At 38.7% G+C, this 13023-nt stretch carries 10 protein-coding genes, 5 tRNA genes and 1 rRNA gene; 13 read left to right on the top strand and 3 right to left on the bottom strand.

Going from position 1 to position 13023, the window contains the following annotated elements:
• The 7 genes from CRN97_RS05035 to CRN97_RS05005 form a co-directional block, all read left to right on the top strand.
• Nucleotides 1–325 (top strand): 23S ribosomal RNA (locus CRN97_RS05035); the annotation flags it as partial.
• Nucleotides 326–401: 76 nt separating this feature from the next.
• Nucleotides 402–475 (top strand) — tRNA-Asp (locus CRN97_RS05030).
• A 12-nt stretch (nucleotides 476–487) separates the two neighbouring features.
• Nucleotides 488–560: transfer RNA gene (locus tag CRN97_RS05025), tRNA-Val, on the top strand.
• Nucleotides 561–581: 21 nt separating this feature from the next.
• A tRNA-Tyr gene (locus CRN97_RS05020) sits at nucleotides 582–663 on the top strand.
• A gap of 13 nt (nucleotides 664–676) precedes the next feature.
• A tRNA-Met gene (locus tag CRN97_RS05015) sits at nucleotides 677–750 on the top strand.
• Nucleotides 751–756: 6 nt separating this feature from the next.
• Nucleotides 757–829 (top strand) — tRNA-Phe (locus tag CRN97_RS05010).
• Between the two features lie 64 nt (nucleotides 830–893).
• Nucleotides 894–1826, top strand: a complete 933-nt coding sequence (locus CRN97_RS05005) for a D-2-hydroxyacid dehydrogenase (protein ID WP_097076082.1) — start codon at nucleotides 894–896, stop codon at nucleotides 1824–1826.
• Here CRN97_RS05005 and CRN97_RS05000 read toward each other — a convergent pair.
• Nucleotides 1823–2821 carry a zinc dependent phospholipase C family protein gene (locus CRN97_RS05000; RefSeq protein WP_097076081.1) on the bottom strand — a complete coding sequence of 333 codons (999 nt, stop codon included), beginning with the start codon at nucleotides 2819–2821 and terminating at the stop codon, nucleotides 1823–1825. The two genes, CRN97_RS05005 and CRN97_RS05000, sit on opposite strands and share 4 nt — an antisense overlap.
• Nucleotides 2822–3093: 272 nt before the next feature.
• On the opposite strand from CRN97_RS05000, the gene CRN97_RS04995 reads away from it, so the two are divergent.
• The 4 genes from CRN97_RS04995 (at nucleotide 3094) to CRN97_RS04980 (ending at nucleotide 8006) form a co-directional block, all read left to right on the top strand.
• Complete coding sequence (locus tag CRN97_RS04995) at nucleotides 3094–4527, top strand: radical SAM protein (RefSeq protein ID WP_074792115.1); 1434 nt, start codon at nucleotides 3094–3096, stop codon at nucleotides 4525–4527.
• A gap of 249 nt (nucleotides 4528–4776) precedes the next feature.
• Nucleotides 4777–6204: an ATP-binding protein gene (locus CRN97_RS04990; RefSeq protein WP_097076080.1), complete on the top strand. Its 1428-nt coding sequence runs from the start codon at nucleotides 4777–4779 to the stop codon at nucleotides 6202–6204.
• 36 nt (nucleotides 6205–6240) lie between these two features.
• Complete coding sequence (locus tag CRN97_RS04985; protein WP_097076079.1) at nucleotides 6241–7068, top strand: transketolase; 828 nt, start codon at nucleotides 6241–6243, stop codon at nucleotides 7066–7068.
• Nucleotides 7068–8006: a transketolase family protein gene (locus CRN97_RS04980; RefSeq protein WP_044936737.1), complete on the top strand. Its 939-nt coding sequence runs from the start codon at nucleotides 7068–7070 to the stop codon at nucleotides 8004–8006. The genes CRN97_RS04985 and CRN97_RS04980 overlap by 1 nt, the downstream gene beginning before the upstream one ends.
• 143 nt (nucleotides 8007–8149) lie before the next feature.
• Here CRN97_RS04980 and CRN97_RS04975 read toward each other — a convergent pair whose 3' ends face one another.
• Both CRN97_RS04975 and CRN97_RS04970 read right to left on the bottom strand, forming a co-directional pair.
• On the bottom strand, nucleotides 8150–9043 hold the full coding sequence (locus tag CRN97_RS04975; protein WP_143483246.1) for a PucR family transcriptional regulator: 894 nt from the start codon (nucleotides 9041–9043) through the stop codon (nucleotides 8150–8152).
• A gap of 66 nt (nucleotides 9044–9109) precedes the next feature.
• Nucleotides 9110–10216: an ABC transporter ATP-binding protein gene (locus tag CRN97_RS04970; RefSeq protein WP_044936733.1), complete on the bottom strand. Its 1107-nt coding sequence runs from the start codon at nucleotides 10214–10216 to the stop codon at nucleotides 9110–9112.
• Between the two features lie 294 nt (nucleotides 10217–10510).
• On the opposite strand from CRN97_RS04970, the gene CRN97_RS04965 reads away from it, so the two are divergent.
• Together CRN97_RS04965 and rplI are read left to right on the top strand one after the other, a co-directional pair.
• On the top strand, nucleotides 10511–12568 hold the full coding sequence (locus tag CRN97_RS04965; RefSeq protein ID WP_097076077.1) for a DHH family phosphoesterase: 2058 nt from the start codon (nucleotides 10511–10513) through the stop codon (nucleotides 12566–12568).
• Nucleotides 12565–13011, top strand: coding sequence for a 50S ribosomal protein L9 (gene rplI / locus CRN97_RS04960; RefSeq protein WP_033152605.1), 447 nt, complete (start codon nucleotides 12565–12567; stop codon nucleotides 13009–13011). Before CRN97_RS04965 ends, rplI begins: the two co-directional genes overlap by 4 nt.
• The last annotated feature ends 12 nt before the right edge of the window (nucleotides 13012–13023 follow it).

Raw genomic sequence — 13023 nt, 5'->3', positions numbered from 1 at the left:
CGAGCTGGGTTCAGAACGTCGTGAGACAGTTCGGTCCCTATCCGGCGCGGGCGTAGGATATTTGAGAGGAGCTGCCCCTAGTACGAGAGGACCGGGGTGGACGGACCACTGGTGTATCAGCTGTCGACCAACGGCATAGCTGAGTAGCCAAGTCTGGACGGGATAAACGCTGAAGGCATCTAAGCGTGAAGCCCCCCTCAAGATGAGATATCCCATTCCTTCAAGGAAATAAGATCCCTTATAGACGATAAGGTAGATAGGTTCAAGGTGTAAGTGCGGTAACGCATTCAGCTGATGAATACTAATAGATTGAAGGTTTATTCTAAAAGGAATATGTGTAGCGAATTTTCGGACACTAAGTTTTACTGTGTGAAGTTTTGAGGTTGTTATAAACCTTAAATGGCCTCATGGCTCAGTTGGTTAGAGCGCCGCCCTGTCACGGCGGAGGTCGAGGGTTCAAGTCCCTCTGGGGTCGTTTTAATAATGTGGGATCTTAGCTCAGCTGGGAGAGCATCTGCCTTACAAGCAGGGGGTCACAGGTTCGAGCCCTGTAGGTCCCACTTAATTAAATATTTTACTATGGGCGGTTTCCCGAGTGGCCAAAGGGGACAGACTGTAAATCTGCTGCAAATTGCTTCGGTGGTTCGAATCCACCACCGCCCATCTTTTTTAATATCGCGGGATGGAGCAGTCTGGAAGCTCGCCGGGCTCATAACCCGGAGGTCGGTGGTTCAAATCCATCTCCCGCAACTACGTGCCCAGATAGCTCAGTTGGTAGAGCAGAGGACTGAAAATCCTCGTGTCGTTGGTTCGATTCCGACTCTGGGCACTTGTTTTTTATAAACCTTCAAGATATAATGCTTGAAGGTTTTTTTGTATTTATAGGAGGCAATATGAAAATAGTATTCTTAGACAGAAAATCTATAGGTGAAGATATAGATTTAAGTTGTTTTAATGAATTTGGGGAAGTTGTTATATATGATTATTCTACCCCAGAAGAGGCAGCTGAAAGAACCGTAGATGCCGATGTGGTTATCATAAATAAAGTACCAATCAATGAAAATACAATTGGCAAGGCTAATAATCTTAAGCTTGTATGTGTAACAGCTACAGGAACTAATAATCTTGATAAAGACTATCTAGCTAAGAGAAATATAGAATGGAGAAATGTAGCTGGATATTCAACTGAAGCAGTTGCTCAGCATACTTTGGCATTATTATTAAACTTATACGAGCATTTAAGTTATTATGATGATTATGTAAAAAGCGAAAAGTATGTAGATGATAAGTTATTTAAACACTTTGAGATGCACTTTAATGAAATTGCAAATAAGACATGGGGCATTATTGGATTAGGTGCTATTGGAAAAAGAGTGGCAGAAATAGCAACTTGCCTTGGTGCGAATGTAGTTTACTATTCTACTAGTGGAAAGAATCACAGCGATATTTACAAAGAAGTTGATTTTGACACTTTGTTATCCACATCAGATGTTATCTCTATCCACGCACCACTTGATGAAAACACCTTACACTTAATGGATAAGAATGCATTTGAAAAGATGAAAAATAGTGCCATTCTCATAAATGTTGGTAGAGGTCCAATCGTTGTGGAAAAAGACCTTGCGGACGCACTTGAGAGTGGACAAATAGCTGGAGCTGGCTTAGATGTACTTGATATTGAACCTATGTCTCCAGAAAATCCATTACGCAATATAAAAGACAGCAACAAACTTATTATTACACCACATATTGCGTGGGCAGCTGTAGAAGCAAGACAGCGCTTGATGAAGATTATTTACAATCAGGTAAAGGATTACTTTAATTAATTAAGAGGTAAACCTGATAGATAACTATTGTCACTGAGACTTACTAATAATTTGTTTCTATAATGAAGATACATATTGGTTTCAGTGACAGTATCGATATCTGAATCAAAGAATGAAGTATTACCGCAGGATTTCATATAAAGATTTATTCGTTCTATGAAATCAGGCATAGCTTCATTGAATAACTCAAAAATACTTTCGTTTCTATTAATTGAAGGATTCCAAGGATTATGCCAGTTGGCATTGAAAGAATTGCAAGGGTCGTTGTACTTAATAATTGTATCGCTGGGAATCATAGACGAAATAACATCGCATTTAAAGAATAGGTGCTCTATTCTTTGAATGCGTTTTTTCTTTTTTCCTGATGGATCATTCATTAATCGATTCAGTTTTATAAATGATTTTATAGCATTTTTTATAGTTCCATATCGTACGTGATACTCTGGGAAAGCTCGGTTTATGCTTATAAAAAGCAATTCTGTAATAACTCGTTTCTCGTTGTCTGAAGGTGATACAGTTCTAGCATAATCAAATTGACTAGGGAGTACATGCTTAAAATGATCTAGAACCAAATGATCTATATCAGTTTCTAGAGAAACGTGTCTTCCGAAATCATATATGCCACTTTTCTTCAGATTATTAAAATGATCACTTTTAAAGTAGACATAAGGATGGCAAATCACATCCAAGGAATAATGACCCATAAATCCCATTATATAAGCATCACAAATACGTCTATCGTGAGCATCATCAAAGCTATTTCTTGCGTCAAAAAGGTAATCAAAAAACAGCATAACCCGTTCTCTATGCATTACGTTTCCAATATTCTTCTTATAAAAGACATATGCAGGGATATGATAGAAAAAGATATCAGGCCCTTGAAGGCCCAATCCAAAACATGTCTGATGTTTTTCAATCAGATTCTTAGTATCGTCAGATTCGATGAATGAGATACATTGTTCTCCGAAAGTTAAATGAGTAATAAAACCTGGCATATATTCTCCCAATACAAAAAAATTTACCTCGAATTTACCAAGCTAGAATACCTTTATATAAAGGAACAATAAATGCAATAACTTGGTATAAATCAATAATACCATATATAGTGGTTCATATTGCTAAAATACTGTGAAATAAGATTATATAGCAAACCTATACATATGAAAAAAATTGTATAAATCAAAAAACAAAGAAAAAACTTTGTATATAGCATAAAAATATGTGGAATCTATACTAAAGTTAGGTTAAATGAAACGGAGGATCTAAAATGGGAGTAAAAGATAATGTTGAAAGAGCTGCATTTAGTGCGGCTATAGATGAAGTTCTGAAGAATGTAAAAAAGAATCCACAGAAAAGCCTATTAAAGATTGTTGATATGACAGAGAAAATGATGGGTGGAAGTAGTAAAGGATTCCGTACAGCTGCTTTTGCAGGAGCTAGAGATCTCATTAATCAAGAAGACTCTAAGTGGATGAACTATGTTACACGATTATTAACTGAAACAGATCCACATGTTGCAAAAATGACAGCATTAAATCTTGGATACCAGGCTGCATTTAAAGGTACCAAGATGATCAGGGAGAATAGAGAAAAATTTGGTTGTAATATACCATGGCTGATTCTCATGGATCCAACAAGTGCCTGCAATCTTCGTTGCACAGGATGTTGGGCAGCTGAGTATGGTCATAAACTTAATCTTACATTTGAGGAATTAGATAGTATCGTAACTCAGGGGAAGGAGCTTGGAATTTATTTCTACATGCTAACAGGTGGCGAACCACTTGTTAGAAAGGCTGATATTATAAAGCTTTGCGAGAAGCATAATGATTGTGCATTCCATAGCTACACAAACGGAACACTTGTAGATCAGGCATTCTGTGATGAAATGAAGAGAGTAGGAAATTTATCACTTTCAATTTCTCTTGAGGGCTTTGAAGATGCAAATGATTTCCGCCGTGGTGAAGGTGTATTCGCAAAGGTAATTCATGCCATGGATTTACTCCATGAAAATGGATTGATTTTCGGTAATTCAGTTTGCTATACATCAAAGAATATGGATTCAGTAACTTCAGATGAATTCTTTGATTTATTGATTGAGCATGGATCAAGATTTGCTTGGTACTTCCATCTTATGCCAGTTGGAATGAAGGCTTCTCCAGAATTAATGCCTTCTCCAGAACAAAGAGAGTATATTTATCATAGACTTCGTGAAGTTCGTGGCCGTGAAGGCGGTAAGGAAATCTATGTTATGGACTTCCAGAACGATGGAGAGTTTGTAGGTGGATGCATCGCTGGTGGTAGAAACTATTGCCATATTAATCCAAAGGGCGATGTAGAGCCATGCGTATTTATACATTATTCTGGTGCAAATATTCGTGAAAAATCTCTTATTGAGTGCCTACAGCAGCCATTATTTATGGAGTACAGAAAGGGACAACCATTTAATGACAATATGCTTAGACCTTGTCCTATGCTGGAAAATCCAGAACTTCTCCAGGAGATGGTTAAGCGTTCAGGAGCTCATTCTACAGATGTTGAGCAGGAAGAGCCTGTTGAGCATTTATGTGAAAAGTGTGCAGAATATGCAGCAAACTGGAAGCCAACAGCAGATAAACTTTGGGAAGAGCATCCATACAGACAAAAAGGATATATTAATTATGCAAATGCAGAAGAAAAGGGATATGCATATAAAGTAAATTAATAAAGATGCTTTAGACCTGACAGAGAACAGCTGTCAGGTCTTTTTTTAGCCATTATAAGGTAAAAAAAGAGAATGCATAGTTGATAAAAATAAGAGATAATGCTAAAGTAAAGAAAGGTTATTAAAGATTATTCTAAAATAGTTTAGAATAATAAAAATTAAATCTTAATATTTTCAGAATATTGCATCCATAGTTGAAACGTGATACCATGGATTTGCACGCTAGTTAGTGTGTAAAGGAGAGGTGTTATGTTTAAAGGACGCAAATCAGAAATTGAAAAACTAAATGGATTTTATGAGGGAGAAGAAGCATCCGTTGCAGTTGTTTCTGGCCAATTGGGGGTTGGCAAGACAGCTCTATTAAGAGAGTTTGCAAAGGATAAAGAAGCCATTTTTTTCGAGGCTTACGAGACTACTGCTAAGCATCAGTTTGAGCAGATTAGCAAAACTATAGGCTCGTCAACTGTTCTCGATGGGGAGGCATTTTGCCAGGAAATTTCTAAGAGGGCTGCAAAATCTAAGCAGCTTATCATCATTGACCAATACCCTCATATTGTTAAGTCAGATCCAGATTTTGATAAAAAACTTCATGAATATATCGTCGGAGAATGGAAGAAATTACCAGTTAAGCTCATTCTATGTTCCGATGCGTTTATGCTAGTTGATAAATACATAAAGGGCAAAAAGGCTCTATGGAAAAACGATATAACACTTGATTTGGTAGTTCAGCCATTAGGATTTTATGACTCTTGCGAGTTTTTTGCAGATGCTAGTCCGAAGGAAGCTGCATTTTTATATGGCATTACAGGCGGTATTCCATACAACCTGGTACGCACAGCAGCCCTACTTGGAATAGATGGGTACGATATGTACGGCATCAGTCCAATACATGGTGAAGATAAAATAAAAGAAGTGGCGTACAAGCTGTTTTTGGATAAGAATTGCAATCTTGGTTTGAATCCGGAGCAGGTTATGGCTACTGAGCTTCGCGAGCTATCATATTACAACTATATGCTTGCGACACTTGCCAAGGGATTAAACAGAGTTAATCAGATTTCGGCAGAGGTTGAAAAGCCAAAGGATGTTGTAGTTCCTTACTTGAACTCACTAATGTCGATTGGCGTTTGTACAAAAGATACAGCAATCACTGAGATTACAAATAGAAAGAAAACTCGTTATTCGATAGTTAATACCAGCACATTATTCTGGTACAAGCACATTGTGGCAAACTACAATTTATATATTTCAGGTCAGGTTGATGAGCTTTGGAACACAATCAAAGCAGATATTGATGACTATATGAAGGAAGTATTCATCAAAATATGTGCTGAATACTTACGAGATAGAAGCGATAATAACCTTCTTCCATTTACTATCGAAGAGATTGGAAACTGGTGGGTTAATGACGATGAAGCAGGAACCACAGACGGATTTGATTTGGTATCACTTGGAAAATGTGATGGCAAGTCAGCTACGATTTTTGCTCAGTGCTATTATATCCATGAGCCAATAGAAGTTGCTCAATTAAAGTCATTAATTGAAAAAACAAAGCAGCTTCACAGACAGGGAGATGCATTTTATCTTGTATTTTCTAATGCAGGCTTCCATGAAAATGCTATCACCATTTCATCAGCAATCAAAAACATTATGTTGATTACGTTGGATGAAATGAGATAATTATAGGTTTTACCCAATGATTTTAGGAGGAGAAAAATGACAAATCAAGAGCTAGTAAAAACTGCTATTGAAGTCCGCAAGGGAATCATTGAAGGTGTTCACGCTGCAAAAGCTGGACATCCAGGCGGATCTCTTTCAGCAACAGAGGTATTTACATATCTCTACTTTGAGGAGATGAATATCGATCCAAAGAATCCAAAGAAGGCAGACAGAGATAGATTCGTGCTTTCAAAGGGACACACAGCACCAGGTCTTTATGCTACACTTGCGCAGAGAGGCTTCTTCCCAGTTGAGGATTTAAAGGGCCTTCGTAGCATTGGAAGTCACTTACAGGGACATCCATGTGTGCAGCATACACCAGGTATTGATGCATCATCAGGTTCACTTGGCCAGGGAATTTCTGTAGCAACAGGTATGGCTCTTTCAGCAAAACTCTCTAATGAATCTTATAGAGTTTATACACTTCTTGGAGATGGTGAAATCCAGGAAGGTCAGGTATGGGAAGCTGCTATGTTCGCAGCTGCAAAGAAGCTTGATAACCTTTGCGTAATCGTAGATAACAACGGTCTTCAGATTGATGGACGTATCGAGGACGTAAACAGCCCATATCCAATCCCAGACAAATTCAGAGCATTCAACTTCCATGTAGTAGAAGTTGCAGATGGAAATGATTTTGATCAGCTTCGCGTTGCTTTCAAAGAAGCAAGAGAAACAAAAGGACAGCCTACAGCTATCATTATGAAGACTGTAAAGGGCAAGGGCGTTTCATTTATGGAGAACCAGGTAGGATGGCACGGAAAGGCTCCTAACGACGAGGAGTACGCTATCGCTATGGAAGAATTAAAGAAAGCAGGTGAAGAGTAATGGCAGATGTTAAGAAAATCGCAACTCGTGAGAGCTACGGTAACGCTCTCGTTGCTTTAGGTGAGAAATATGACAATTTAGTAGTTCTTGATGCTGACCTTGCAGAGGCTACAAAGACAGGTATTTTTAAGAAGGCATTTCCTGAGCGCCATATTGACTGTGGTATTGCAGAGTCAAACATGGTTGGTATTGCAGCAGGTCTTGCTAGCACAGGAAAGGTTCCATTCTGCTCATCATTTGCAATGTTTGCAGCAGGACGTGCTTTCGAGCAGGTACGTAACTCAGTTGGTTACCCACACCTCAATGTAAAGATTGGTGCAACTCACGCTGGTATTTCAGTAGGTGAGGACGGTGCTTCACATCAGTGTAACGAGGATATCGCTCTTATGCGTACAATCCCAGGCATGACTATCATCAATCCTTCTGATGATGTTGAAGCAAAGGCTGCTGTAGAGGCTGCTTACAAGATGGATGGTCCAGTTTATCTTCGTTTTGGACGTCTTGCAGTACCTGTAATCAACGACAGACCAGATTATAAGTTTGAAATTGGTAAGGGTGTTGTTCTTAAAGAGGGCAAGGATCTTACAATCATTGCTACAGGTCTTGAGGTTAATGAATCACTTGAAGCTGCAAAGAAGCTTGCAGAAGACGGAATTGATGCTGAGGTTATCAATATCCACACAATCAAGCCTATCGATGCTGATCTTATCGTAAAGAGCGCATCTAAGACTGGCAAGGTTGTAACAGTAGAAGAGCATTCAGTTATCGGTGGTCTTGGTGGAGCTGTTGCAGAAGTTCTTTCAGAGAAGTGCCCTACAAAGATGCTTCGCATCGGCGTAAAGGATACATTCGGTGAGTCAGGTCCAGCTGTAAAGCTTCTCGCTAAATACGAATTAGATGCTGAGGGTATCTACAAGCAGATTAAAGCATTTGTATAATTACATATCGTAAGCAAAAATGGTGAGATACATATAAAATAAGCTAGTATGTAGACAGCAAGCTCTGAGGTTACTCAAGTGAAATGTGTTATTGAACGGAGTAACTTCAGGCTTGTAGTCGTAACATACTAGCTTTTTGTTATTTATCTACTGCGAATGTAATTGTAGAGCATCAATGATAGCTTCACCGTAATTGCATCACTGAATTTTCTCACGTCATATCCTGTTAGATCGGCGAATTTATCGAGACGATATATTAAAGTATTTCGATGAATGAACATTTTGCGGGAAGTCTCGGCAAGTGACAAATCATTATCAAAAAATGCCTCTAAAAGGTTTAAAGTTTCCACGTCAAGTTGCGCCAAAATGTCGATATTTATATGGTTGTTTAGATATGTTTCAACTTCATCCACAGGAATATTGTAAAGTAAACGACCCAGCCCCATGGTGCTGTATGAATATACGTGGTCAGAGCTTCTGAATATATTTCCAATATGCATAGCCAAAACAATATCTTTATAAGAATTAGGTAACTCAGTGAATTTGTTTATAGGCAAATCGTAAGAAACCTTAAAACTCAAAAATGCTTCTGATTCTAGCATATCCAAAAATTCATTGCAGTATTGAAGGATATCTTCATCAGTTGGAATGGAATCAAAGTGAACGATTATCGCAATGTGTTTAGCGTCGATTTGAACCAAAGCATCCTGGGAATCAGGCAACAAACTCTTCAATAACGATACGGCTTCCTTTGGATAATCAACCTGACTTTCCAAATAGAAAAGCATACGGATGGCATTTTCATCAATATGAAAGCGATGAATGTAAGCGGCTGCATCAGAGTAGGAAAGCTCTCTGGTTAAATAGGCCCTATAAAAAGAGCTCTTCGAGTCCAGCACATTAAAGCGGACAACCATTTCTTTTAGTTTATTAACGGTTTCCTCATCTGATAATTCTGAATCAGTGATTTGAAAATTAATGCCTGTAGCTTTTGATAATTGTTCTAGTAATTTTTCCTTTTTATCATCGAAATTCATAAAAAAAGAGGTACCTTTCAAAAAGATACCTCCATTTTAAATCATTAAATTGGACTAATCAATTGATTAGTTAGCAATTGTAAGCTCTGTGTCCTTATCGAAGAAGTGAGCCTTCTCCATATCAAGAGCAAACTTAACAGTGTCGCCACCTCTAGCTGTTGTACGTGGGTCAACTCTTGCTGTAACCTGAGTTCCAGCATAATCGAAGTATAAGTAAACCTCTGCACCAAGAAGCTCGTATACAGAAATCTTAGCTTCGATAACTGAAGAAGACTGTGTATCAACGTAAATCTGAGAATCATGAATATCCTCTGGACGGATACCAAGGATTACTTCCTTACCACCGTAGTTCTTCTCTGAAAGAGCCTTTGTCTTTGCTGGTGGAATCTGGATTGTAGCACCATTAACCTGGATAGCTGTGCAATCAGCATTAAGTGTACCATTGAGGAAGTTCATCTGTGGTGAACCGATGAATCCAGCAACGAAGAGGTTGCATGGCTTCTGGTAAAGGTTTGCAGGTGTATCGATCTGCTGAACAACACCGTCCTTCATAACTACGATTCTTGTACCAAGTGTCATAGCCTCTGTCTGATCATGTGTAACGTAGATCATTGTAGCTCCGAGTGAATCATGAAGCTTAGAAATCTCTGTTCTCATCTGAACACGAAGCTTTGCATCAAGGTTTGAAAGAGGCTCATCCATAAGGAATACCTTAGGGTTACGAACGATTGCACGACCCATAGCAACACGCTGTCTCTGACCACCTGAAAGAGCCTTTGGCTTTCTGTCAAGAAGCTTCTCAAGGTCAAGGATCTTAGCAGCTTCACGTACCTTCTTATCGATTTCGTCCTTTGGTACCTTACGAAGCTTAAGACCAAATGCCATGTTATCGTAAACTGTCATATGTGGATAAAGAGCGTAGTTCTGGAATACCATTGCGATATCTCTGTCCTTTGGCTCTACGTCGTTCATAAGCTTTCCGTCGATAAGAAGCTCACCTGAAGAAATCTCCTCAAGACCTGCAATCATACGAAGAGTTGTAGACTTACCACAACCAGAAGGTCCTACGAAAATGATGAATTCCTGATCCTTAATCTCAAGGTTGAAATCCTTAACAGCCTGGAAGCCATTTGGATAAACCTTATTAATGTTTTTTAATGAAATGTCTGCCATAATAAAATATCCTCTCTTTGAAAAATTAGGGTTCCCCCCTGAACTATCTAAAATTATAAAAAATGGTGAAACTGTGAACAATGTTAGAATAACCAAAAAATACAAAAACGTTTCGTTATTTTAACAACGGGCTGTGAAATATATACAAAATGGCCCTGTATGAATTGAGCACATATTCCATACTTGGATAATAAATTATATAAAACTGGATGTGATATGATATAATACATGCCAAAGGTAAAATTGAGGTAACTATCTGATGATAGTAGAGAATTGACTAATCGGGAGAATATTATGGAAGCATTAAAGTATAGGAATCGTCTGAAAAGATATCTGAGATTCCCTCTGTACATGCTTATTATTTTTTTAATAGGTTGTATCATTCTAAGCTTTGTAAATCCAAAGGCAGCCGGCGTAACACTTATCTTTGTGCTAGTTTATGGTGTAGTCTGCTTTGCATATTACAAGGCCAATCTTAAATCCTTTAAAAACACAATAATTGAATATGCAGTTCATTATGGAACAGTCCAAAAGGAGCTTTTAAAGAACTTTAGATTGCCATATGTATTGCTGGATTCCACAGGAAGAATCATGTGGATGAACGAGGAGTTTTGCCAGCTTGTAGATAAAAACAAAACTTACAACAAGTCAATCACAAGCATCTTCTCAGAAATCACACGTGAAGGAATCGATCATGCTAAGGACGACAACTTCGATATTCATATTGAATATAATGAAAGAAAGTATCTAGCATGCCTTCAGCGACTTGATATGACCGAGCCTCTTCAGGGCAGCAATCTTGTAGCTAATATGGATGAAGTTACTGATGGATTAGTAGCTATCATCTTGTTTGATGAGACAGATATTCAAGCAACAAAAGCAAAGATTAATGACCAGGGCATGGTAATGGCCCTTCTTTATGTAGACAATTACGATGAAGTATTTGATCAGGTAGAGAATGCAAAGCGCTCAATGCTTTTAGCACTCCTTGATAGAAAGATTAACAAATACTTTGGCGAAGCTGATGCAATAGTCAGCCGTCTTGAAAAAGATAAATACCTCATTATGTTCCAGCACAAATATCTCAAGAACTTCGAGGATGACAAATTCTCTATCGTGGAAGATATTACTGGAATTAAGATGGGAAATGATAAAGATATCACAGTAAGTATTGGTATCGGACTTGGAAGCGACAACTACAATCAAAAGGCACAGTATGCCCATGTTGCTATCGACCTTGCACTTGCTCGTGGTGGATGCCAGGTAGTTGTTAAGAATGGACAGGACGTTTCTTATTATGGTACTCATGGTAAGGAAGTGGAGCGTTCAACTCGTGTTAAGGCCAGGGTTAAGGCACAGGCCCTTCGCGAGCTTATGGAAACAAGAGAACGAATTATTGTTATGGGACACAATCTTTCTGATGCAGACTGCTTAGGAGCATCAGTTGGTGTGTTCTGCGCAGGTCGAGAAATTGGAAAGCCTGTAAATATCGTTATTGATACAATCACAAGCTCGATGCGTCCAGTAGTTGAGAGCTTTACAGAAAAGGGCGAGTACCCAGACGACATGTTCATCACAAGTGAGCAGGCACTCAATCTTTGCAATGAAAACACCCTTATTATGGTTGTTGATACAAACAGACCAAGCTATGTGGAATGTCCAGGACTTCTATATAAAAACAAAAATATCGTTGTAATTGATCACCACAGACAGGTGGAGGAGATTATTGAAAATCCAATTCTCTCTTACATCGAGCCATATGCATCATCTGCAAGTGAGATGATTGCCGAGGTACTTCAGTATTTCGCAGAGAAAATCAATATCAACCCAACTGAGGCTGATTGTATTTATGCAGGTATCTTGATTGATACAAACAACTTTATGACAAAGACTGGTGTTCGTACATTTGAGGCAGCTGCCTTCCTCCGTAGAAATGGAGCAGAGGTTACTAGAGTTAGAAAGATGCTTCGTGAAAACATGGAGACATACAAGGCACGCGCAGAAATCGTTAGAAATGCAGCAGTATACAGAGATGCATTTGCCATCGCAGAATGCGAGCCAGATGGAAATCTTGAAAGCCCAACAGTAGTTGGCGCTCAGGCAGCTAACGAGCTTCTTAATATCGTAGGTATTAAAGCGTCATTTGTTTTGACAAAATATATGGACAAGATTTACATCAGTTCTCGTTCAATCGATGAAATCGATGTTCAGAGTATTATGGCCCGCCTGGGTGGTGGTGGACATGTAAATATTGCAGGAGCCCAGATTCAAAATCGTACACTTGATGAGGTTCGTGAGGACCTTGAAGCAACAATAGATAAAATGCTAGAAGAAGGAGAAATTAGGCTATGAAAGTAATACTTCTTTCAGACGTTAAGTCACTTGGTAAAAAAGGTGAGGTTGTAGAGGTTAGCGAAGGCTACGCAAGAAATATGCTCTTCAAGAAAAAGCTTGGAGTAGAGGCAACAAACGCAGCACTTAATGACCTTAAGCTTCAGAATAAACACGATGAAAAAGTCGCTCAGGAAAACTATGAGGCAGCACTTGCATTTGAAAAAGAAATTGCAGAGTGGAAAGTAGAAACAAAGATTAAAACAGGTGAGGGCGGAAGAACCTTCGGATCTGTTTCAACAAAAGAAATTGCTGAGGCTGCAAAGAAGCAGTACGGCAAAGAAATCGACAAAAAGAAAATTGTTCTTGATGATCCAATCAGAGCCCTTGGCACATACGAGGTAAAGGTTAAGCTTCATCCAAAGGTAACAGCAACACTTCGTGTACATGTTTCAGAACAATAAATAAAGGAAAGA

The sequence above is a fragment of the Pseudobutyrivibrio ruminis DSM 9787 genome, from assembly GCF_900218035.1.
Classification (GTDB): Bacteria; Bacillota; Clostridia; order Lachnospirales; family Lachnospiraceae; genus Pseudobutyrivibrio; species Pseudobutyrivibrio ruminis.
Note: the sequence above shows the minus strand (reverse complement) of the source record. Positions and strands in the feature narration are given on the sequence as shown.